The 24,576-nt window shown below is 43.0% G+C and carries 17 protein-coding genes; 3 read left to right on the forward strand and 14 right to left on the reverse strand.

Features of this window, described 5'->3' with window-relative positions:
- Positions 1-2: 2 nt before the first annotated feature.
- The 8 genes from FXV77_RS09215 to FXV77_RS09250 all read right to left on the reverse strand — a co-directional run bounded on the left by FXV77_RS09215 (position 3) and on the right by FXV77_RS09250 (position 13,152).
- On the reverse strand, positions 3-956 hold the full coding sequence (locus FXV77_RS09215) for an SGNH/GDSL hydrolase family protein (RefSeq protein ID WP_148918922.1): 954 nt from the start codon (positions 954-956) through the stop codon (positions 3-5).
- Positions 953-2,410 (reverse strand): alpha-L-fucosidase, encoded by a 1,458-nt coding sequence (locus FXV77_RS09220; protein ID WP_148918923.1) that lies wholly within the window; start codon positions 2,408-2,410, stop codon positions 953-955. Before FXV77_RS09220 ends, FXV77_RS09215 begins: the two co-directional genes overlap by 4 nt.
- Positions 2,411-2,413: 3 nt before the next feature.
- Positions 2,414-4,816 carry a glycoside hydrolase family 31 protein gene (locus tag FXV77_RS09225; RefSeq protein WP_148918924.1) on the reverse strand — a complete coding sequence of 801 codons (2,403 nt, stop codon included), beginning with the start codon at positions 4,814-4,816 and terminating at the stop codon, positions 2,414-2,416.
- A gap of 67 nt (positions 4,817-4,883) precedes the next feature.
- Positions 4,884-6,725 (reverse strand): RagB/SusD family nutrient uptake outer membrane protein, encoded by a 1,842-nt coding sequence (locus FXV77_RS09230; RefSeq protein ID WP_148918925.1) that lies wholly within the window; start codon positions 6,723-6,725, stop codon positions 4,884-4,886.
- Positions 6,726-6,737: 12 nt separating this feature from the next.
- Positions 6,738-10,058, reverse strand: a complete 3,321-nt coding sequence (locus FXV77_RS09235; RefSeq protein ID WP_222867754.1) for a SusC/RagA family TonB-linked outer membrane protein — start codon at positions 10,056-10,058, stop codon at positions 6,738-6,740.
- A 255-nt stretch (positions 10,059-10,313) separates the two neighbouring features.
- Positions 10,314-11,489: a FecR family protein gene (locus FXV77_RS09240; protein WP_148918926.1), complete on the reverse strand. Its 1,176-nt coding sequence runs from the start codon at positions 11,487-11,489 to the stop codon at positions 10,314-10,316.
- A gap of 65 nt (positions 11,490-11,554) precedes the next feature.
- Positions 11,555-12,154 carry an RNA polymerase sigma factor gene (locus tag FXV77_RS09245; protein WP_148918927.1) on the reverse strand — a complete coding sequence of 200 codons (600 nt, stop codon included), beginning with the start codon at positions 12,152-12,154 and terminating at the stop codon, positions 11,555-11,557.
- A 200-nt stretch (positions 12,155-12,354) separates the two neighbouring features.
- Positions 12,355-13,152 (reverse strand): 3-ketoacyl-ACP reductase, encoded by a 798-nt coding sequence (locus FXV77_RS09250; protein ID WP_246162381.1) that lies wholly within the window; start codon positions 13,150-13,152, stop codon positions 12,355-12,357.
- A 101-nt stretch (positions 13,153-13,253) separates the two neighbouring features.
- On the opposite strand from FXV77_RS09250, the gene FXV77_RS09255 reads away from it, so the two are divergent.
- On the forward strand, positions 13,254-14,420 hold the full coding sequence (locus tag FXV77_RS09255; RefSeq protein ID WP_148918928.1) for a PAS domain-containing sensor histidine kinase: 1,167 nt from the start codon (positions 13,254-13,256) through the stop codon (positions 14,418-14,420).
- Positions 14,421-14,476: 56 nt separating this feature from the next.
- Here FXV77_RS09255 and FXV77_RS09260 read toward each other — a convergent pair whose 3' ends face one another.
- The 4 genes from FXV77_RS09260 to FXV77_RS09270 form a co-directional block, all read right to left on the reverse strand.
- A complete protein-coding gene (locus tag FXV77_RS09260) occupies positions 14,477-15,337 on the reverse strand; it encodes a DUF6929 family protein (protein WP_148918929.1) in 861 nt (286 codons plus the stop codon).
- A 49-nt stretch (positions 15,338-15,386) separates the two neighbouring features.
- Positions 15,387-15,524: a hypothetical protein gene (locus tag FXV77_RS22080; RefSeq protein WP_187444075.1), complete on the reverse strand. Its 138-nt coding sequence runs from the start codon at positions 15,522-15,524 to the stop codon at positions 15,387-15,389.
- A 78-nt stretch (positions 15,525-15,602) separates the two neighbouring features.
- Positions 15,603-17,222, reverse strand: a complete 1,620-nt coding sequence (locus tag FXV77_RS09265; protein ID WP_187444076.1) for a WG repeat-containing protein — start codon at positions 17,220-17,222, stop codon at positions 15,603-15,605.
- 119 nt (positions 17,223-17,341) lie between these two features.
- Positions 17,342-18,364, reverse strand: coding sequence for an ATP-binding protein (locus FXV77_RS09270; RefSeq protein ID WP_148918931.1), 1,023 nt, complete (start codon positions 18,362-18,364; stop codon positions 17,342-17,344).
- Between the two features lie 334 nt (positions 18,365-18,698).
- On the opposite strand from FXV77_RS09270, the gene FXV77_RS09280 reads away from it, so the two are divergent.
- A complete protein-coding gene (locus FXV77_RS09280; RefSeq protein WP_148918933.1) occupies positions 18,699-19,832 on the forward strand; it encodes an NAD(P)-binding domain-containing protein in 1,134 nt (377 codons plus the stop codon).
- 360 nt (positions 19,833-20,192) lie between these two features.
- Here FXV77_RS09280 and FXV77_RS09285 read toward each other — a convergent pair whose 3' ends face one another.
- Complete coding sequence (locus FXV77_RS09285) at positions 20,193-20,552, reverse strand: hypothetical protein (protein WP_148918934.1); 360 nt, start codon at positions 20,550-20,552, stop codon at positions 20,193-20,195.
- A 375-nt stretch (positions 20,553-20,927) separates the two neighbouring features.
- Between FXV77_RS09285 and FXV77_RS09290 the strand changes: the two genes are divergently transcribed.
- Positions 20,928-23,180: an ATP-binding cassette domain-containing protein gene (locus FXV77_RS09290; protein WP_148918935.1), complete on the forward strand. Its 2,253-nt coding sequence runs from the start codon at positions 20,928-20,930 to the stop codon at positions 23,178-23,180.
- Positions 23,181-23,196: 16 nt separating this feature from the next.
- On the opposite strand, the gene FXV77_RS09295 is transcribed toward FXV77_RS09290, so the two are convergent.
- On the reverse strand, positions 23,197-24,099 hold the full coding sequence (locus FXV77_RS09295) for a S41 family peptidase (protein ID WP_148918936.1): 903 nt from the start codon (positions 24,097-24,099) through the stop codon (positions 23,197-23,199).
- Positions 24,100-24,576 lie beyond the last annotated feature (477 nt).

Raw genomic sequence — 24,576 nt, forward strand, 5'->3', positions numbered from 1 at the left:
GTTTATAATAATGTTTTCTGTAATTTTTGTATTTTATTCTGAATGCGCATACTTTCTTTTTTTGCTTTATCAAGCGGCTTTCCCACAGGTAGCCCTGGCCGTTCATGCCCCGTATATGTTAGCCACGCATTTTTTACTATTTCCTGTCGCTCTTCCAATAATTTATAAAGATGCGCATAATAAGACGTGTTGTCCAGACACGCAGCTAGAAAGTCTTTTGTGGCAAAGGTGTCATCAAAATAAGGAATGATACATTCGGCTATTAGGCGGTGACCTTCCAAACCAGGATGAATACCATCCTCTGCTAATTTAAAATTAGGTTCACGTTTCTTTTTTTCCATTAGGTAGTCTTGCATAGGAAAGTGTATATCTATGACTTCCCAGTTTCTTTCCCTTCGTTGGTCGAGAAGCCATTGTGCATACCGATTAAGCACGAGGTTATAGCCTTTAAGACCCCGTATAGGATCTTCATGGACACTTGGTGTAATAAAAACAATCCGTTTAACCTCTGCCGCTTTAAGCTTCGTATACAAACCGATCATCCCTTCTTTGTATCGCTGAAAATTCGACTCGCTAAACGGTTGATAGATGCCGTCATTCATACCATAGCACGCAAAGACAACATCCGGCTTTATCCGTTTGGTGACATTATCAAGCCTGCTAAACAGCCACGGCCGCACAAATGCTCCCTCCGCATGACCATCTTCACTAAGACCCGAAACGGTTTCGCTCGGCAATCCCAGATTAATGGTTTCAATCTCTGAGGCTGGAAAAGCCGTTATCAAAAAACTTTCAAACAGGGCTACATACTGCCCCGCATACGTTATGCTATTTCCTAAAAATAATATCTTTTTGGCATCCCGTATAGGAAACGGAGTTCCCAAGGGGTGGTCCTGACCACGCCCCTCTACAGCAAAGCCTAAACATACAAGGAAGACAATACAGATACGATTCATGGCGAGCTCGGTGTTATTTTCAAAGTATATCCTTTTGGCAGTTTCCGAACTGCTTTTGGTAGTTTTACCAAAAGACCTTCTTCTGTTTGGCTAAAAGCGACTTTGCCTATCCCCAGTATCTCCACTTGTTTCACACCGATTTGTCCCTTGGCCAAGCTTTTTACAACGGCTACCCCACTTTCAGGCAATTCGAGCGATACCACATACAGATACTTCTCCCGTTCTGTAAACCAAAAATCTTGGGACGTGAACGCTGCTTTAAACCCTTCCTTCTCGCGTTGTTCGGTATCTGTTATATACACGGTCGTCGGGCCCTCGCGTTGCACTTTCCACGGTTTAGATCCGTAAATTGCTTCCTTGTTTACCGTCATCCAACTACCGAGTTTTTGTAGGTTGTTCCTAACCGTTGGCGCTACATTTCCTTGTGCATCCGGACCGATATTCAACATATAGTTGCCTCCTTTACTTACGATTTCGACAAGCCAGTAAAGCAACTCATCGACACTTTTCCAATCTTGGTCGTATGCCTTGTATCCCCAGGAATGGTTAAACGTACCGATCGCTTCCCAAGGCTTATCAAATTGATCTTCAGCGGTTGGGATACGGTTGTCTCCGGGAATCGCATAATCTCCCATATTATTGCCGATACGTTCAGCGACAAGGACACTTGGATTGATATCATAAACTGTCTTATAAAAGGTATAGCTTTGCTCCCGAGTCATTAAACCCGGCATGTCAAACCAAATGTAGCGGATATCCGGATATTGCTCCAGTAGTTCTTTTACCTGCGGGATGGCCTTATTTTTTAGATATGAAGAAAAGGTATTGGGACTCGGATCCCATAAATTTGCGCCGAAGCTATCCGTATCTTTCCCCATCCGATCGTTGGCGGCTTTTGTCGTCGCGTATTGCGCGTCAGCCCCATCTGCCCAATCAATATTATGGGAATAATACACCCCGAACTCCAACTGATGCCGTTGACAGGCATCATACAACTCCCGCACAATATCCCGCTTAAACGGTGTGGCATCCATCATATCGAAATCGCTGACTTTCGAGTCGAATAGCGCGAAACCGTCGTGGTGTTTACTCGTAATGACGATATATTTCATTCCAGCTTCCTTGGCCATGGTAACAATATGGTCCGCATCGAAATCGACAGGATTAAATGAAGCAGCTAAATCCGCATATTCCTTTCGTGGGATCTTTGCAACTAACTGAATCCATTCAGCTACACTCGGAATCCCCATTTCTTCCATTGTTTTCCCCTTCCATACCCCGCCAGGAATAGCATATAACCCCCAATGGATGAACAAACCGAATTTTTGCTGCTGGAATTCCCGTAATGCATGTTCTTTTGACCGATTCATTTTATTCCAATCGTTTTCCATTGATTGGCATAGTGCATCACCGCTCCAGACAGCCGTCAATAATAACATTATAACATATTTCATAAACTAATCTTCCATTGAAATTTTTAACAACTGATGCTTGCGAATATCGGATTGGGGAATCAAGACGTGTAATACACCGTCCTTCATTTCCCACGTCTGGATGGTCAGACCATTTAATTCTATCCGATTCGGTTTACGATCTATATTAAACACAATCTCATACGCTCGCCTATCCAGCATGCCTTTATAAGCACCAGCGGTTGGAGCTATCGTGAATTCGATCTCATTTCGTTTTTCATGACATTCAAAATGTGCTTTCGAAATTGCACCTTGCTCAAAATCAAACGATTTACCGTCATCTTCCAATAATATATAGGAGCTTTTCCCTTCGGGGTATACCTTTAAGATAAGCGTGTCTAACGGATTTTGATCAACATATTGCATCGGCTTTTGAAACGGAATAATGGCACCAGCCTTCACAAAAAGCTGACCACCGGTATGTGCAGGAATCCTCGGCGAGACGGTCTGCCCACCCTTTACCTTTTCGCCCGACCAGTAATTCACCCATTTACCTGCAGGCAAATAGACTGAATCCGTAAAAGCACCGACCAATAGATGTTCCCCAAACATAAACTGCGTCGTCATATTTTCCACCTCCTTATCTCGTGGGAATACCAAAGGCATTGCCCGTAGGATGGGCATTCCCGTTTGGCTGCCGTGTATGGCAGTCGAATAGATATACGGCAATAGGCTGTTACGCAACTGTGCATAGAAACGAAACGTTTCCTTATATTCGGGCGAAAAATACCATGGATAATGCATACTTGCCCAACTATTGATTTGTACCCATGGCAGAAAAAAGCCAAAATGGAAACCTGCTTTCACATCTTCTACCGCGTCCAGTACATCCGCGGAAGTATTAAGGAATCCGCTCAACCCCAGGTTGAGTTGATCATAGAGCGCGTCCCGACCACCACCATTGTCTCCAGCGGTAGACGCTCCCCAATGTTGGCTTCCAGCATACCCTCCACAATAGTGGTGAAAAGACCGAACTCTTTTGTGTTCGCGGAAAACACGGTACATCTGTTTTGGCAATAGCACTTGATTTAAATTGTGCATTTCTCGATCCGTGTATCCATTGTAATATACTCTATCGGGGTGCTCGTCGAGTGTACGTCCCGGATCGAGCTTAAATCCATCAATCCCCTGGTCAACAAATTTCATCAGATGGGGAAACCAATGTGCTTCGCCCGACAGTTTACCACCCTGCTGAGCAGCCAAATGGTCTTCCTCTTCAATACTCAGATCGTGATCAATACACAACCATAACGCTACATGATAACCTAGTTGGCGTAATTTGGATAGAAACAACTGCTTGTTCTCATACCGATTGCCTTCGCCCTTCTGCCAAAAAAAATAAGCCGGAAATTTGGATAAATCCCAATCTTTCTCCGTTGAGTAATCGTAAAATTTAGCCATCCACTGCGGTTCGATCCAATACACGTCAACCGGAATATTTTCCGCTCGGAACCGTACTGCGTTGTCCAACATTCGAAACTGATCTTCCATCATATTCCCCCCGAACGCTAAACCATAAGCCCATTTGGGTAACAGGTATGGTTTGCCTGTTATCGTCGTATATAAGTCGATCGTATTTTCCAAGGATTGCCCCGTCATTAAATAAAAATCGACCGTTCCATCCGTATTGTACACGTAAAGTTGGTCTTCTTTAAAATGTCCTACATCAAAATAGTTCAGAGACGTGGTATTGTTGAAAATCCCCCAACCACCTGAGCTAACAAGAAATGGCGAAACCATATCCGACTGCTGATACGTTGCCCATATCCGCAGGAGTGATCCTCGGTGCTGAATAGCTTTACGACTGGCCGCGCCAGCACCATAAAAACGTTCCTCTGGTCTAATCGATAGACGCGCTATAGCCGGTTCTAAGTGGTTTTCTCCTTGTTTAACAGCTTCCGAAATGCGATCTTCGCTTGTCGTATCTCCGATAATTTCCCTTTTGGTTAGTGCTCGCTCATAATCCGTTACAGTTTCATGCAACCCTTTATAGGTTTTATCCTCCTTTTCCAATACCGACAAACGGGTGATGATTTCCTTTCCAGATTGCGACCGAAGGATAATCTCCCCATCTCTCCCATTGATTTCCAACAGATTTTGATCTGTCGTTATCCGGTAATCCGAACCTTGCTCTATTACTTTTGTTTTACCATCCCAATCTTTCTTTACAATTCCATAGCGTTCCATCAATGTTTCGGGAAAACTGTTCGTCGGTGAAACTCTTATTCTGAATGTTTGGTTATTACACGTTTGTATATTTAAAAAATTGCCATTTGAAAGTTCAATAGTATGTCCTTGCCCAAACGAACGCATCCCCAACGAACAGCTTAACACTATCATCACCAGCCAGCCCATACGGAGAGCTAACTTCCATTTTATATTCATCATATTTCTTAAATTAAAGCTGTGCGGCTATATATACCGCACAACCTATTAGAACAGGCTGATTGACCGATCAATAACCTGGATTTTGTATGAGTAAATCGTTTTTGAGTATTTCATCGCGCATAATGGGAAAGAAATACAACTTGTTTTCCCAAATTCTCAAATCACCAGGAATCTGAATACGATTATACACAGGAGTGCCCCATGTTGATCCATCAGGCTGCCTATAAGAAGCGACTTGTGTTCTATTCACCGTATAACGGATATCTACCCCGTGTGTTTGATGAGCAGCCTCGGGCCCGATAAGCCATCTTCTGACATCCCAAAAGCGATGATCCTCAAAAGCAAGTTCTATCCGACGCTCCTGTCTGATTGCCTTCCGTAAAGCATCTCCGCTAATCGTTTCGGATAAATTAGGTTGTCCTGCACGCTTACGCACCCTATTGACATAATCCCTTGCTTCCGCGTCTTCGCCCAGTTCATTACACGCCTCTGCATAAATCAACAATATTTCGGCGTACCGCATGTATCGAAACGGTATATCTTGCTTTTTTCCATCCGTCGGTGAAATAGTGGGGTCCACCGCTTTACGAAGATAATACCCCGAATAGCTACCATTCCAATCCTCAATCGGCCCCTTCCTGGTATCGAGGCCAGCCTTGATTAAGGTACCATTAGTGCCATAAACATATCCTGTCTGAATTTTGCTATACGGATCCATTACCAGCGCATCCGAAGGTCGAGTCGCCCATTGTACCCCTTCGTAAAGCACCGTAGCATAAAACCGCGCATCACGATCAACGTAAGGATTCGCTTTGTGCACCGGATTTTCCCAGTTGAATTTAGAACCGTCTTTCATTTCGTAGTCGTCCACCAAATCGCCGATAGGGTTCTGGTTTCCTGTTCCGTGATAGCCATTTGGATTGGACGCGATAACAGGATCTACCCATCCGCCGGTTGAAGTTTTAGGTGTATAGTGTATCGTTATCATATCTTCCGTTGTCAATTCTTTCATGAGAAAATATTCAGCAATGGTTTGTGGAATGGAATCCCCTTCGGCAGGATCAGCAGCATATAAACTATACATTTGCATATCGATAACCGCTTTGGCGGCATTCTTTGCCAACCTCCAGCGATCAGTAGCAGAACCGTTCGTATAACCTAACAATTCGGGATTGGCGTAACCATGGAGTATAGCGCCATTTTTCTCGGGATTATGCAGATCGCTTGCAGCGTATACCAATACTTTAGCTTTGAATCCTAGCGCCCCACCTTTCGTAATCCGCCCGGCTCTATCTGCTGAATAACTTTCCGGCAACAACGAAGCAGCGCTATCAAGCTGCGAAACAATAAAATCTATACATTCCTCATAGTTATTCCGGGGAAGAAGAAAATCGTCATTTAACCCGTACACATCGGTAACGATCGGAACACCACCATAAAGCGTTGTCAAATAATGATAAGTGGCCGCACGCATAAAATATACTTCACCCTTCAGCCGGTTAGAAAAATCCGGATCATCCGCAGCAATCTCTTCTATTTTTGAGAAAAAAATATTGGTCTGCCGGATATTGGCATACAGGGAATTCCAATTTAAATGAGCTGTAGCGTATGTTGCAGGCCAGGTATACAAATTATCCGAAGTAATCAATCCTTTATTAAAATTGCCCGTACCCCAATCCGGCACAAAATGGGATTCATCGCTATAATCCGAAAGACGCCAAGCGGCAAAAGGTGTTCCGAAAACGTTTATATACATTTTGTTTACAAATGTTTCCGCTAAGTTCAAATCTTTCCAGACGTTGGTTTCCGAATATTCACCCAGCGGTTCTAAGTCCAGAAAATCCTTATCACATGCCACGTGGATGCAAAGACAAAAAAATATGATCGTTTTAATAAGTATCTTTTTCATTCTAATTTTCGTTTAAAAAGTTAAACCAATCCCCATGTTAATAATTCGTTGCGCAGGGTATGAACGACCGGTTTTAACCGCCTCCGGATCAAAATGTTTTAATTTATCCACCGTAAATAAGTTGAACGCATTCGCATAAATACGTAACCTCTCTATGCCGATTCTCTCTGTCAAGTTTTGTGAGAAACTATATCCCAGTTCGATATTTTTCAAACGGATATAGTCCGTCGGTTTTAACCAAAATGTATTCGCGGAGTTCGTCCAGTAAGGTTCCGATCGGTTATACGCTCTGGGATAGGTGGCAGCGGTGTTATCTGGTGTCCAATGATCTTCTGCAAAAAATTGATAATAGTTCCCCCAATCGCCAGATTCCACCATGTCGATATACTGCACCCCACCCGCAGCGCCTTGAAAGAAGATGCTCATATCAATTGCTTTTTTATAGCTGAAATTCAAGGTTACACCACCAAGCAATCTTGGCATACTTGACTTCGTATTCATCACCCTATCCAATCCGTTTATTTCCTGGTCGCCATTCACGTCTTTAAATATAATATCGCCTGGAGCCGCGCCGGGGAGGTGGGGATGCGCGTCGATTTCCGCTTGGTCTTTGAATATCCCAATAGCTTCGTAATACAGCGAGGACCCCATCGGGCGTCCTGTAGATTGCTGATAATCTGGTATCCCAGGCGTTTCGTCCCAAAACACAATCTTATTTTTGGAATAACTTGCATTAAAAGCTATCGAATAATCGAAATCGCTTTTCGTGTCCTGATAACCGACATGAAACTCGAATCCTTTGTTCCTTACTTTTCCAATGTTTTCTGGCGGCAAAACCAATCCTGTGCTTCCCGGTACAGACGCGTTACGTGTCACCAATATTTGCGACCGCAGATTGTTGAAATAATCAAATTCCAAAAAGAACTTATTTCCAAACAGATACGTATCAAATCCAACATTAAATTGGTTTGCCACTTCCCAAGTTACATTTGGATTGGGGATTTTCATTTCCTCCAGCAGCTTATTGTCAATGGTCGGAACACCAAAACCATAATTCCGATCGGAGAATCCGTATGTAGCAAGATACTGATATTCGGCGATACGGTCGTTACCGGTTTGCCCCCAAGATGTCCTTAACTTGAGGTCGTTGATGAAGGACAGGTTGTCACTCCAGAAGTCTTCGTCGGAGATTCTCCAACCCACAGATACACCCGGAAAGAAACCGAACCGCTTATCTTTAGGAAACATGTAGGAACCATCGTACCGCCATAAAAATTCAAGCAGATATTTATTTTTGAAGTCGTAATTTGCACGGCCGAAGTAGCTCATGTATTTATTATGGGATGCCGATCCCCAGTTGGTCATAAATTGATCTTCTGCCCCCGCAAATAGTTCTTCAATGGCATCGGAAATAAAGTTCCTTCTAAAAGCCCCAAAGTTTTTCCCCCTTCCACCGCGGGTTTCCATGCCGGCCATCAATTTAATATGATGCTCCGTATCAAACGACTTATCGTAAGTAGCAAATGTATTCAACAGGTAATTGTCCCCTCCCGAATAGTTCTCCGTCAATTGTGCAGAATCGAAACCCCGCTTTCCCCGTGTTGTTACATGATCCGGGTTTCCATCCCACGTATATAAATACCACGGTTTATTGAAAACCTTTTGCAAACGGAAAGAACGGTCATACGCAGCGTTACCTGTCAATGTAAGGCCTTCAACCCAAGGTATCCGGATATTTGCCCGAAAGTTACCTTCAAAAACATAATTATCTACTCGATCATAACCCGGCGCGTCAGAGACAATCACAACCGGATTGTCGCCGCGTTCAATATCCGGTCCAGGATCCCCGTTCGGCCAGTACGCCGCCATATTTGGTTTACCTCTGGTAATCATCGACCAGATGATATCTTCCGTGGGCCGTGTCGGCAAATTATAATCCTCCAAACGACCAGCCACGTCAAATGCTACATCGATATATTGGTTCACCTTTGCATCAACATTGGATCTAAAGTTATATTGGCGATAATCCGACGAACTTTTTCTGTAATACGCATCCTGATATTTTTCGCCTGCGGAAATAAAGTATTGCACATTGTCTGACCCACCCGATAAGGTAATACTTGTTTGATGCTGCGCCGACCAAGGTTTCAGCGTTTCCGAGAACCAGTCGGTGTCAGGATGACCCCATGGATCAGACCCATCGGCAAATAACCTGATATCCTCTTCGGTGAATCGTTGGTACCATCCCCCGTTCGGATTTTTATAATATTCCAGTTCGTTCAGCAAGGTCGTGTATTGTACAGCATCTGCCATTTTCGGTATGCGGGTAGGCTGGTTCATGCCCATTCCGAGGTCAAGATTTATTCTTGGCTTACCCGAATTCCCCCTTTTAGTCGTGACGATGATAGCGCCGTTAGCGGCCTGTGCACCATAAATAGCGGCCGCAGCGTCCTTTAATACCGTAATACTCTCGATATCATTTGGGTTTATGCGTTCAAAGCTACGGTTAGGGACACCGTTTACGACAATTAGCGGACTGTTATTGCCAAGGGTATTCAATCCACGGACCAGTAAATTGGCACCGTCCCGACCGGGTTCCCCACTCGGTGAAATTGCGCTCAACCCAGGCACACGCCCTAGCAAATTGTTGGTCACATTCGTTGCAGGCGAAGAAGCAATTGTCGACCCCTTAATCGAAGCAATCGCACCCGTGGCCGTTTCTTTTTTCTGCACACCATATCCCACTACCATGACTTCTTCCAGATCGCTAACGGCTTCCTTCAAAATTATATTGATAATAGATTCTTCCCCGACTAGTTTTTCGGAAGGCGTAAATCCGATACTGGAGAATATTAGAACGGACTCTGGTCCGGGTACTTCGATTTGATAAGCACCTTCCCTATCTGAGGTCGTTGTAATCGTTCCGCCTTTAACAGTGATCGTTGCGCCGACAAGCGGTGTACCTTGTCCATTCGTTATCCGCCCTGTTATACGGCGTTGCAAGGAAGCAGCTGTAGATCGTTCGAGGCCGGCTTTTGGGTAACGACGTTTAATTATTATTGTTTCATCTTTGATGGCCCACTCGAGGTTTAAAGGTCCAAGCAGCCTGCTCATGGCGACATCGAGCGTTTCATTTTTAATTTCGGCACTCACGCGTGCAGTCGCTATTGCCTTTCCATTCAAGAAAAAAGCATATCCGCTTTGTTTCTGGATGCTTCGCATGGCGTCTGTAAGCGTAGAATTATTTACTTTAAGGTTTATCGTCTGCGCAGTTCCTTCCGCATGAACCTGCATCATGGCAATGAATAGAAATACGATCACCAACTTCATCATAACAAATATTCGGCGAGTTAAAGTCCAAGAGCAGGCTTTAACACATGGATAAAAAATCATATGTTTGTATAGTTTTGTATTGTTTTTATAATGGTTAACGACAAGCCGTCTTTTTGGCGGCATATAAAAGCATTCGAAATTTTAGGTAGTGCCCCCCAGCACTGCCTTTTTTGCTTTTCTAATCTTGCTATGTCAAGTTGGTTTTCTTTTCATGTTTATCATTTATTAAGTTCACAATCAAAAATTAGTCTCCATTTATTGTGCGGATAATACCGTCAATACATTTTTCGTTTTCTCTTTTGTTAACCGGAAGCGTACGTTGCCCTCTTCCAGGATATTCAATACATTTTTAAGGGACTTACTTCTCGGGATCTGCCCATAAAAATAGGTTTGGGAAACATTCCCGCCGTACCTAATTTCTATATCGTACCAACGACTAATCTGTAGCATCGCATCCGTCAACGCCGTCTCATCAAAGTAAAATAAACCTTCCTTCCATCCAACTTCTGCCATTAGGTTACCCTCCCTAACCGAAATTTTGCCCCCATTTTTAAGAATGGACTGCTGCCCTGGCCTTAAGTACACGGAAGAAGATAGCTTGTCCTTCAGATCGACTCTTACCTTCCCCTCTACCAAGGTCGTACGAACAGAGCGTTCATTGGGATATGCACTGATGTTAAATGTCGTACCGAGTACTTCCACCGTCTGATCTCCGCTGGTAACCCTGAACGGCCGCTTAGCATCTTTTTGGATCTCAAAGTAGGCCTCTCCTTCGATTACCACCTTTCTTTCATGCTGGCTAAACTTAGCTGGATAGACTAATTTAGAGGCAGCGTTCAACCAAACAATGCTTCCATCATCCAAGGTGACGCGATAGCTGCCGCCATTTGGTGTGGAAAGCTCATACCGTACTTCGCTATCATCATTATTTATGGATTCTGCCACCTCCGAACCGTTAGTGTAGGTAATTTCGTCTCCCATAATTATACCTTCCTGTGCCTCGTTAAGTACGATAACACTTCCATCAGCAGTTTTAAGCATAGCCTTATTGGAGCCGGGCGCTACATCGACAAGTGTCGTATATCGCTGGGTTTCGGGAGTGGTTTGAAAGGTGCCGTTATAGAGATAGAGGCCGAATAGGCAAACGATGAGGACAGCAGCGGCAGCCCAAAATGGGATCAATCGTCTTACTGTCCGCTTCTTAGAAATTGCTATCGTTTTAGAAGATATCTTGTGATAAAGATCTTCGAATTTTTGATCATTTAGCTTGGCAGTCTCCACTTCCTGCAGCAGACTTTCCCATAGCGCCTTATCTACATCGTCGTTATTATTAGACAATTCATCGTAAAGATGTCCTAATTCTTCCCGCGAACATTTGCCATCCTTGTATCGCTGTAACAGCGCTCGTATGTTAGATTTATTATGGTCCACTTTCAGTCTATTTTTATATAAATACACCTACCAGTGAAAAAAGGTCTGCTCTGTCTATTATTTTTTTAAGAAATACCCAGATAAAAGAAAAGAAGCAGTAAGGAAGAAAAGCTTCCTTCGTACATCAATACATCTTTAATGAACTTATTAGCTTTTACGATATGGTCGCGGACCGTAGAAACCGAAATCTGGAGTTCCTCAGCGACCTCCTGATAACTTTTTCCATCTAATTTACACATCCTAAAAATTCGTTGCCGTTGGAGCGGAAGCTGACTGATTACATTTTCTATCAGCTTCTGTACCTCTTTTTTATGGAGTATGCTATCTACGGACTCTGCAAGTTCAGCACTTTCATAGGCCAAGTGTATCGCAGATTCAATCTCTAATTTCAGTCTTCTTTTGAAATTGAAGGCCGTGTTTCTTGAACAGGTAAATAAATAAGCGGCAAATGACAGACTAGGATCAATGGAGGCCCGATGTTCCCATACCTTTACGAAGACATCTTGCAGCAGATCGTCTGCTACAGACTCATCATTGATAAAGCGCATGATGTTACCATATATAAGCCGACTATAACGCTCGTAGAGTATACGGAAAGCATCATCATCTCCGGCCTGTAGCCGAAGAAGAATCTCATGTTCGGATAGATTCTGATCGTTTATCATTGTCGATTAGCTTTATTGGCTGCTTTGATCACCGAAACGCCAAAAACCAAATATAGCACATAATTTTACTATTTTTTCTCCCGGCCCAAATTTTCTTTCCAAATGCAATTTGTCCTAACCCAATGATAATGTCAGGGATGCAAAACCACCCGAAGCGTGCATATGCTCCGGGTGGCTTTAATTCAATAATATCTTTTCATTTATGGATTTGTACTAAAAATGGAACCATTCGCGATCAGCGCACGTCGATTCATTTTAAGAATATCCACCACCCAGTCCGCAAAATCTTCCGGTTGCAACACTTTATCCGGGTTACCATCCGTTAAACCACCTTGTATACTCATATCCGTGGCAATCGTACTCGGTGTGAGGGTCACCACCCGGATATCATCTTTTCGCCACTCCGCCATCATCGACTGCGAAAGTGAAATTACTGCTGCTTTGGAAGCCGCATACGCAGCCATACCGGCGCCGCCTTTTAAACCGGCTGTAGACGCCACATTGACAACATCACCTTGTCCTGCTTCTTTTAGATAAGGATATACTGCTCTTGCCACGAGATAAACACCAAAAAAGTTGATATCAAATACCTTCTGAAAATCTGTCGTTGTCATCTCCATCACTTTGCCAAACTGGCCTACGCCGGCATTGTTTACTAAAATATGAACACCACCTAAAGCCTCGGCCAGTTGCTTTATCCCTTTTTCTACCTGCAAATTATCTGCTACATTAAATACGGCGTAGTGTGCTTGCACGCCATATCCGCGAAGCTCTTCTACAGTAGACTGGAGGTTCTGCTCATTTTGCCCTGTGATACCCACCTGAACTCCCTCAGATGCCAGTGCTAGCGCCACAGCTTTTCCTAAACCACGGCCTCCACCTGTAACAATTGCTTTTTTACCTTTTAATTCTGTCATTTTGATGCTGTTGTAATCTACCCAAAAATAATAAGAATAGTTCTGAAAAACGACATCATAGCAAAAACCTATATCGGACATGTTTTGGATATTGTCAGCTATTTTATGTAATACGCTTATTTGGCGTAATAAAACTTTTTAAGTAGATTTAAATATTGTTTTTTGACCAAATTAGTAAACCAATGGATAAATCGAGTACAAATTTTTCTTCTTCCGATACCATTAAGAGAGATGCTGCTCATCAACAGAAACTAATGCAAGACCTTGTTGATAGCACAGATACTATTCTATATTCCGTCGATCTGGCGGGCAGAATCACGGCATTTAACAAACAAGCAAATCAGGCCGTACGTTTTCGAAAAGGCGTTGATATTCAAATAGGAGACCACTGGTTGGATATTATAGATGAAAGCACAGGACTGGACAACGCCACATTGAAGATGTTACTGAAGAAAGTCTTATCTGGTGAGCGTCACAACACCATTGTCGACATATTGGGGAAGAACGGCGTCAAAATTACCTATAGTGTACAAGCAAGTCCTATTTTTGATGACAATGGAGCCGTAAACGGCACTGTACTTTGCGCGCATGACATATCCATCTTAACCAATTTGCAAAGAGATGCCGCTGAAAAAACAATCCGTAGAGCAAAAGAACTAGAAAGTTGGAATAAATTTTATGACATGCTACTTTCGGTACTTGCCCATGACCTCCGACAGCCACTTTCTGCCATTATATTGACGGCTGACGTTGTGCTTCGCGCAAAAAAACAGCTTACTGAAGAAGATATTAAAACACTCATGGAAAAATTGCGCGACAGCAGTTCAAAAAGCATTGAGTTACTAGAAGGCCTGCTACACTGGATAAAATCCCAAAAAAAAGATTTCGCACACACCCCTAGCTCTGTGATCTTATATGATTTAATTCATGAAGCTAACGGGCTATTCCTTCACGATCAACAGCGAAAACAGGTGGAATTAGTTAGTTCCGTACCCTCTGACCATATTGTCTACGCACATCCACAGATGTTGCTTTTCGTTTGTCGAAATTTAATCCACAACGCGACAAAATATGCCCCTGCCCAAAGCAGCATTTTGGTTCAATCTGTTAAGAATGACCATGAGATTACGATATCCATCAGCGACAGTGGCGAAGGTATGTCTTCCGAGAAGTTGGCACAACTATTTACTATTCAGAAAGTAGATACCAATGGCAGGAACAGAGGCGCTGGTATGGCGTTAGCGATTTGCCACGATATGATCACGCAAATGAATGGCCAAATATATGCTGAAAGCGAACCCCAACAAGGGACAACATTTTACCTCAAATTTAATTTACCGAAATTTTAATTTGGATGAAATAACATACACGCCTAATCAACCGCAGATGTTTTAATAAAACCAAATTAGATTTCAGCGGAACCTAGATCGAAATCGTAACGATAAATCGGGCACCTATCATTGCTTTCGTCGTCCGGATCCTCGCATAAAATAAAGGTGATCGTATCTGCAGACTGGCCATACACAGCGAGCCCCTCCAACTTTTTAGTACTTGAGAGCTGGTGAGTTTCCCCTAATGTCCAGTCTCTGAGGCCTATATAACTGATATAGGAACCTTTGTTTTCCCCATCGTGATAAGTACTGACGCTGTCTTCTGCCGTTGCAATAAAAAATAAGCGGCCATCCACCATTACGCCGTCAGAAAACCCCGTCGTATAGTTTTGGATATCAGGCAGCTCAATATGGTTGGCGCGCAATGTTTCGGGGCGGAGAATAAAATTCGAATCACCGGTTACCGTGAAGATGACGTTCTGTTTTTTTTCACCGTTGCCACGGTTTAAAAAGTACCAGGTTCCATTATCGTACGTAAGCCCTTCTATGTTGAAGTTCTGCTCGTCAACCTTGCCTATCTCCTGCATGCGTTGATATATCGACTCTAAAGAGACGCGGCGTACATGTCGATTCCGTTTATCGTAAATAAAAGCTTCTTGCCGCTGGGGCTTTGATCCGGAACCCACGATTACCAGTGCATCACCCACATCACACAACGCCTCGAAATCTTTTTTTTCCTTTTTGGCAACCATCTCGGTTTGTTGCGTACTATCCAAAAGCACCTTAACCATTCGTTCTTCCTGTACATGATAGTGGTACAGGTAAGGGCTGTTGTCCGATACAATATACAGTTGATCCTGATGGTATTGCAAGCCCGATGCTGCATTGATACCTGTCAGATTAAAAAGCAATAGCAAAGAATAAAGTGCATCCATTATCTATTGTACTAACAAAAACCTCTCCCTTTTCTGGACAGCCAATCCGTTAATACAAAAAACCAAATAACCATAGCGGTATCTTACGACCGCTGCCCACTTCTATATCGTCAGCAGCAACGTAAGCATTGTCCAATCCTGCCACCTGGCTGAGATTTCCCCGATTCGCATTCTCCTTCGCCAGCAAATACAGTAGGTTTGTGTTTTAAAGATAAATTTTAGATGGTTTTTGTAATAGAAAAATGCTTATTTAGATACCGCGGTCTTACTCTCCACTAACCCGTTTTATATATTGCAACATTCCCGTTTCTGCATCCAGCTGTGTCATGTGTACCGTGCTTGCCGTAAACGTGTTGACGACCCGGGATGTGCTCCCGTCCACTTCCAATATGACGTAGGTTTTATTGGAATCGTTTCCTTCTTTCCATTCTGTCCTTGTCGGGTAAGGGTCGCTCCAGGTAACGAGATACAGCGCACGCTCGCAACCGGAAAATGCCTTGATAGATGAATATACACCTACGGGGACAATTTCCTCCCCCATGGGGCTAAACACCCCCAGATGTTCTTCCATACCCTCCGGGATTTTCTTTTCTTGAGAGACCAGCACATGTCCGGCTTTTGTCACCTCTATTTTCTGGTAAACCGGCGGCAGCAGCTCCTCACCCTTCCAGTTGACGAGGCTATACTTTTTTTCGACCAAACCGGCCGTATCTTGCGTAGTGTGGAGGTACAGAAAACCAAGCGAATTGATTGTCGAGATCAGCTTTTTGCTCCCATCTACGGTTTGAGCAATCGGGAGACTAACATCGCCACTTAAGCTGTATTGCATCGCTCCTTCGGTTGGTTCATCGTCCACCGACAGGACAGCAAAGATATCGAAAATCCCTTTTTCTTTGTTTCGGTACACGCCGCCATAATGCTTTTCCAACCTAGGCATATCGGCTGGCTGCGGAAACAGGATAACCCCGTTCACAAAACGCAGCTGACGGTGCGCTGCCGGAATCAGGATATCGTTTCCTTTTTTTAACCCGGTTTTTCCGTTTTCCGTAAAAAATCGGTAACCGAGCCCTTCCAAATACCCGTCTACTTCGTTGCTTTTCCTAGAGGCGTATTCCCCATATAGAGAGACTGGCTCTGGTGTTGGGGTTGAGTCGGGCAGGGATAGTATACGTTCCACCGTCTTCACTTTCTCTTCCGCAGGCTTATCACGATCCTCCAGGAGAAATGCGTCGATCTTTTGGAGCTTATTGTGCGGAAACCCGTCACTGTAGTCGCTCGATTGTCTGGAGGCCAGCTTATTAAATTGGTTGTCGTAAAGATCGTGCCTACCCTGTTCGGGGGAAAACAAAAACGGATTATCTTCAAACTGCTCATAGAAGCTGCCTAGAGCGGTGTCAATTTCGCGAAAAACCGTATAGAACGGAAGGTGTTCATACCCCGTCAGCGGCATGACGTAGGTATACCGGAGCGGTACAACCTCCTCCCCTTTACTATCGATTAGCCCCGCGAAAAATGTGCTGTCGCGCGACAGATAATAGGGCTTCCCGTCGATTTCAAGCATCTGTAAATCCAAGTATATCGGTGGAACTACATAGTCGCCCTGCTTGTCTATTACGCCGCGGAATTTGCCCCGATGCACGATTGCGTGCCCATACTTGAAGCGTGCTGCATAATCAAATGAAAAGGCAATGCGTGTTTTCTGGTTAACATCAATATATCCCCATTGCCCGTCCAACTTTACCGATGCCAGGCCCTCGGAAAAGCCGGTAGCGTCACAATACATAGGCGGTATGTTGTGGTCCTCGCCGTTCACACTGGCAAAACCATAGGTCTTTTCTGTGCAATTCCCGTAGGACGTAAAAGGTTCCTGTGCGCGTGCAGTCATTATGCTTATGGATAACAAAAAAACGATAAAAAAATTCAACCTATTCATCGGTGTAAAAGTAAGTAACCGGTCTGACTCAAGCAACTTATCGCACGCTACATATTATCTACATCTACAGATCAGTACAGAAAACCAAATAACCATAGCGGGATTTTGTGGTGGAAACCGTGCGTTATATCATCTGACACGATATAGGCATTATCCAGCCCTTTGACTTGCTTTTCTGTCTTATCTTTCCCACCGATTTCAAAGGTATATTGATTATCCACTGCAAAATCGCCCTTTTCTGCATATTCAATTTCATCTAGGTAATGTAGGTAGGATAATAAGGTACTTCTATTAATCGCAATCTTTTCGCTTAATTTACTCACGTTAGGCATAAAGGGTACTGATTCTGCAATAACCGTTAACAGCTGTTTAATTTTAGCCGCATAGGCTAGGTCAATCTGGCGTAATAAGGGCAGTTCAATCTCCAGCATCATATTCAAAACTTCTCCTAAGCGCATAAAGTAGAGATCCGATTCTTCTTTATAATAGGGGTAATACCCGTGTCGAAGATAGTTATCAAAATGCTGAAAAGGTTTAATTTGCTCATTCACCTCCCTTGCTCTGTCTGTATGCTGAGCTAACAAATCGGTTAAAGTTATCCGTTCAAACCGAATTCCTGTCTCTATCCCCAGATATTCCCGGAAGGAGAGCCCCTGCATATTATAAATAACTGCTCGTCTACTTAGGTCTGCACGTTCATTTAAGATCTCCAACAAGGAAGAACCTGTAAAGACGATTTTTAATTCAGGATAATTATCATATATATTTTTCAGTTCCTGCGCCCACCCGCTATACTTATGTACTTCATCTAAGAATATATATTTGCCTCCCTTCTGTTCAAAATCTTTCACTAGATCTACTAATGAATTTGTATTGAACCAGATAGCATCTAAACTTACATACAGTACTTCATCCAATCTGGCCGATAAATGCAGCTTTATATACTGCAACAGCAGCGTCGTTTTGCCAATCCCCCTAGCTCCTTTTATACCGATAAACCTGGCATTCCAGTTGATCTCTTCCATTAGGCTACGCGTAAAACCAGCGTTGATGTACGCTAATTTCCGTTGGAATAATTCGATTAATGCTTCCATATTTGTTTAGTATAATAAACAATTTTAATAAATATTGTATATCCTGATAAACAAAATAACTACGTTTAAATCAGAAGAAAAACTAATGAAAACAAAAGCTATATATCTACTCTTATCAGTTGCACGAGCACTTGCCGCGTTCCAGCGTACACTCAAAAGTCGTGGCAGTCGTTTCGATAAATTTTTAGACGGAAAATACTACGCGCTACATATTATCTACATCTTAAAAAGATTATTCCCGGCAACACATGTTCTCCGGAAGTTTTGTAACTTGTAAACTCATGGGCCAAGGCTGCAGAACGGTAGTGCCCTGCAACGCAAATAAAACAGCACAATGAAACCGAAGAAAGACCCTTCTCCTGATCGTTATTTGGCGACAGACAATGTTCGTCCCGGTATTTTTTACAAAGTGGATATCGTGATCATCGGCGCCGGGCAGGCGGGGCTCTCGGCTGCCTACCATCTAAGAAAGCTGGGCATCGCGCCCGGAACAGGTTTTGTCGTTTTAGACGACGAGTTTGGAGCAGGTGGCGCCTGGCAGCATCGGTGGGACTCCTTAACCTTGAGCACGGTAAATGGGATAAGCGATCTGCCCGGAATGGGTTTTACAGAAGCCGTCAACACGGAGGAGATCGCCTTGCAAGCCAATATAGCCGTTCCAAAATACTACGAACAGTACGAAAAAACGTTTGACCTACCCGTCATACGACCGATCCGGGTCAACGAGGTGAGGGAGCAAAACGGAAGATTCATCGTTCGAACCAATGGCGTACAATTCAGCGCCCGCGGGCTCATTAATGCGACCGGCACTTGGAAAACCCCACATTGTCCAAAATACCCCGGTTGGGAAAAGTTTCAAGGCCAGCAACTACATACCGGCGAATATAGCCATGCCAAAGCCTTCGTTGGGAAACACGTCATTATCGTCGGCGGCGGAATTTCCGCTATACAGCTATTGGGCGAAATATCGAAGGTTACAGAAACGACCTGGGTAACCCGTCGCCCACCCGATTTTAGAGATGAGGAATTTATGGCCGATTTAGGACGGGAGGCAGTTGCCATAGTCGACAAAAGGGTACGGGAGGGTTTACCTCCAACCTCCGTGGTATCGGTGACGGGCTTACCCATTACCCCAGCGATCAAAGAGATGTTGACCAGCGGCACCTTGGACTATAAGCCTATGTTTACGGAGATTACCGAGACAGGGGTCCGCTGGGCCGACGGGACCACACAGGACGCCGATGTTATTTTTTGGAATACAGGTTTTCGTCATTCCTTGGACCATCTCGCACCGCTACAACTCATGAACGATAAAAACGGTATCGTGATGTCGGGAAAATTAGCGACGCAGGTCGCCCGTGATCCGCGCATTCATTTAACGGGTTACGGCCCCTCCGCGTCTACGATCGGTGCGAACCGTGCCGGACGCGCAGCAGCCAAGGAGCTCATTGAATTCCTCCAGTTGTGAGATTGACGATATTTCATCTTTTTGTCTTGCAGATTTCCCTGCTTGGCATAGGGATAAAATGCTTATCACAGCAAACAATAATGTTAAAAATTGCTTGCCAGAATAAGCAAAATAGACCAAATGCTGTAGATCAATTTTAATCTACTTGTAGATTGGATTGGATTATTTCCATACTTTTATCTTTAGCACCTTCTTCGATGGTGCATCAAGTAGCTGTTTTGCTAACTTAGCATATTTTTCGGCGTTATCCGTCTCGCCCTGTTCCTTGTAACATTGTGCCAACTGGGCGTATATTAGCGATAGTGTAGGTCTAACGATGTTGTCATTTATTTTCTGTGCGAGCTGCAATCCCCTGTTGAGCTATTTTAATTTGTCCTCCGGCTTGTTTTGCCGACGAGCAAAATGGTGCGCTGACGTAAATTTTTCAGCATCGTCCGTTGCTTCCTCCCAAGCTTGCAGAAAAAGGGCAAGTGCATCTTCATAATTACCTGTCTCCTCCAGATGCATGCCCTGTATACAGAGCTTAACCACTGGATTATTTGCGCTAAATTCCATGTTATAATATAAAACAATAAACTTACCACCCGTAGCGCACGCTCCGGGCCTCGCTCCTTTTATACCGATCAACCTAGCATTCCAGTTGATCACCGCTATCAGGCTACGGGTAAAACAGACGCTAACGTACGCTAATTTCCATTGATAAGCCGAGCTGCTGCCCACATATTAGAGATTTATTTTTTCAACTAAAATACACCCCGCTGTCCTTGGTGAAACCGCCTAATGCTTGTATAAATAGACTCTATAATTTTTCAAAAAACATCTATATAGCCAAAAAACAAACAAATAGACATGTTTCAAATGGTTTATTTTTACTTTTTTTGACTAAATAAGAAAATAAATGAATAATTCAAGGTTTATAGCGACAGAAAAATAGCAGCAGACGGCTGGTTAAGTAACTCACCGCAGCACCGACCATAGCTAGCAACACCGTATGTGCGAGGTTGGCCCAGTTGAAGCTGCTCCACATCGAGCTGATAGTACCGCCCAGCGTATAACGGAACGTTTATTGTTAGCTATTTTCAAAAGTCAACAAATATGAAACACATTCGCGTCACAAATGCACGTCAAAATAACCTGAAAAATATCTCTTTACAGATACCCAAAAATAAGATAACCGTATTTACAGGTGTGTCCGGTTCGGGTAAATCGTCATTAGTATTTGAGACAATAGGCGCTGAAGCACAAAGACAATTCAACGAAACACAGGGGAGCTTTATCCGAAACCGCCTGCAGCACATTGGCATCCCAGACGTGGATAAAATTGACAACTTAAATGTTCCTATTATTATTAACCAAAAGAGATTAGGAGGAAATGCGAGGTCGACCGTCGGAACAGCCACCGATGTGTATGCGTCTTTAAGGTTACTTTTTTCTCGTATGGGAAGCCCATTCGTAGGCTATTCAAATGTCTTTTCATTTAATAACCCTTTAGGAATGTGTAAAGAGTGTGAAGGGCTAGGTTTTGTACAAACCGTCCGTATAGACACCCTCATAGACAAGCATAAGTCTTTAAACGAGGGTGCGATCATGTTTCCGACTTTTCAACCCGGTGGGTGGCGTTTAACGAGATATACATTATCAGGTTATTTTGACAATGACAAAAAACTTGAACACTATACGAAGGAGGAATGGAATATACTTTTGAACGCTACCGAACACAAACCGAAGAACCCTAATAAAGAGTGGGGAAAAACGGTCAAGTATGAGGGTATAATACCCCGAATTGAAAAAGCATTTTTAAAGAAACAGTCAAAGGAAAATATTAGTCGAAAAGAAGTTTTAAAAAATATTGTTATCACCAAAACTTGTCCTCTATGTAATGGACAAAGGTTGAATGACAAAATTTCATCCTGTAAAATAAATGGAAAAAACATTGCCGAATGTGCCACTCTTTCGGTAGATGAGCTCTTGGAATTTATTGGTTCTTTGCAGTCGTCGTCCTTTGCGATAATTCTCGACGAACTAAAAAAGAAACTTCAAAACATCGTTCAGATAGGCTTACAATATTTGACATTGGATAGAAGGACAGACACCTTGTCGGGTGGAGAAAGTCAACGCATAAAAATGGTGAGGAACCTTGGAAACAGCCTTACCGATTTACTCTATATTTTTGACGAACCCAGTATTGGACTCCATCCTAAGGATTTGCAAAATATCTCTTCCATTATTAAACAAATACGGGATAAAGGCAATACGGTATTAATCGTTGAGCACGATCCAGATTTAATCAAAATCGCTGATTGGGTTGTTGACATGGGTCCTAAATCAGGAAGAAAAGGCGGAGAAGTTATCTACGAAGGGACATTCGAAAACCTGAAAAATTCAAGAGGGAAAACTGGTCTGTACTTTGCAAAAATCCCAAAAATTAAGGACAAACCCAGAATTTCGAATGAATATTTACAAATCCGAAACGCTAATCTGTATAATCTTAAAAATATCCAGATTGAGATTCCCAAAAATGTCATAACGGTCGTTACAGGAGTTGCAGGTTCAGGCAAAAGTACACTGATCGGCAAGGTACTGCCTAAATTTTATCCAGAAACCACGATAATCGACCAATCGTTATTTGCTGCCAGCATACGCTCAAATCTACTTACCTATCTGGGGTTGTCCGATGATATAAGAAAACTGTTTTCAACGACAAACCATGTATCAGACAGGCTTTTTAGTAGAAATAGCGAAGGAGCCTGCGAAAATTGTAAAGGAATTGGAGTGGTAAAAATTGATCTGGCATTTATGGATGATGTGGAGCAGCCCTGCGAAGTGTGCATAGGCTCTGGCTTCAAACCGCAGGTCTTAACCTATCAATACAACAACAAAAATATCGTCGAAATAATGGATATGACGGTGGAAGAAGCCGTTGATTTTTTCCGCGATGATCGATATCAAAAATCTTTCGATACGTTGCTCCAGTTAGGTTTAGGGTATCTTACATTAGGGCAAAGGCTGAGTAGTTTTTCCGGTGGCGAAAGGCAACGATTGAAATTAACCAAAGAACTGAAGAACTCCAATAAAATAATCGTTCTTGATGAGCCAAGCACAGGCTTACACCCAAGCGATGCCAAAAAGTTATTGAACTTTATGAATAGTATCGTTCACAACAATAATACGCTCATCGTTATTGAGCATAATCTTGATATAATCGCTCAAGCAGATTGGATAATAGATATCGGGCCTGGAGCAGGCAAATATGGTGGTGAGGTTGTGTTTTCTGGGAATGTTTCAGATTTATTGAAAGATCCGAATTCCGTTACAGCCGACTGTTTACGGCGGCATATCAATTTATAATCTGCATAGACCAACTTTAATCTCTCTTGTATAAATTAGATTGGATTATTTCCATACTTTTATCTTTAGCATCTTCCGCATTCACTGGATAATCAGGTTGAACGCCTCTTTGCTCCCAGTTGGTCTTTGTAATTTCATTGACAGGAGATGCAGTAGAGATCGAAATACGAAGATTATGAGGCAGTGGAAAGAACGAATTCATATTGGCAGCTCCTGCTGATGTCTCTCCTACTACAACTGCCTTTTTATGCGCTTGCAATGTATATGCAAAATATTCGGCTGCAGAAGCTGTCTTTTTATCAATAAGAATGTATAACGGCGTTCCTAATCTGAGCTTCCCGTATACGAGGTCGGAGGTGTACTTCGGAGCGGGGTGCAACGTACTATCACCGAAAAAAGTTGTTGACAACAATGTGGGCGGCCCATCGAAATAGTGATTCAGGATGTATTCCATAATGCCAGGATAACCACCGCCATTTCCCCGCAAGTCGATAATAAGTGCATCCGTATTTTCTACGAGTTTCATTGCAGCTACAGCCGTTTGCATGGCACGCTGCGGATGCATAAACTCCGTGATTTTTATATAACCTGTATTGTTTTCTAATATCTGCACTTCCCGAAAACCATAATTCGAACGGATTTCCCGCTCCAGTTCCTGTTTCTCCCAATCTTTTACATCCTTATTAGCCGGATCGTTATTACTTAAATAGCGTACATATAAATGTCCATCATTACTGATCGATCTCAAATCGTGTGAAAGTATCCCCGCGAGACTATCGGGATTCGTTATTGCATCATATTTGCCACTTTTTACGTTCTGCTGGAATCCTGATACAATTCGTATTTTATTTTCTTGAAAGACATAATGTTCATTGATCAGATTTTCGATTAAAGTTCGTTCTGCATGAAGTGAGTTCACGGATCATGAACTAAGTTCACGGATCATGAACTAAGTTCATGCATTTTTTTTAAATCACCTCGTGTTTTTCGCAAAGGCTGAAAGCCGTGTCCAGAGCGGAATATGCGCTTTTTCCGAGCCGTCAGATTTCAAATTCATGACTTTTCTTGAAATATTTCTTTGTTTTTCCAACTAAAATACCCCCGCCGTCCTTGGTGAAACTACCCAATGCTTGTTGTTTTATGTTCATCACATATTGTTTTAGCAGCAGGGCCTATTCGCTCGTTATGGCAAAAGTGGTCTGAGTAGCAAGATTTTAACGGAAAATGACGACAGATGGGCACATTTGGGCACAAATGGGCGCTATGACGACAACGATAATTAGTTGAAAAAAACTGAATAAAAGATGCAATAGCCCTCAGTCTGAGATACATGCACATTATTCCTTAGGTTTTATCGATTATAATTTGTAATTTGTCTACTATCAGGGCATATGTC

It is taken from the genome of Sphingobacterium phlebotomi, from assembly GCF_008180195.1.
In the GTDB taxonomy this organism is placed as follows: Bacteria; Bacteroidota; Bacteroidia; order Sphingobacteriales; family Sphingobacteriaceae; genus Sphingobacterium; species Sphingobacterium phlebotomi.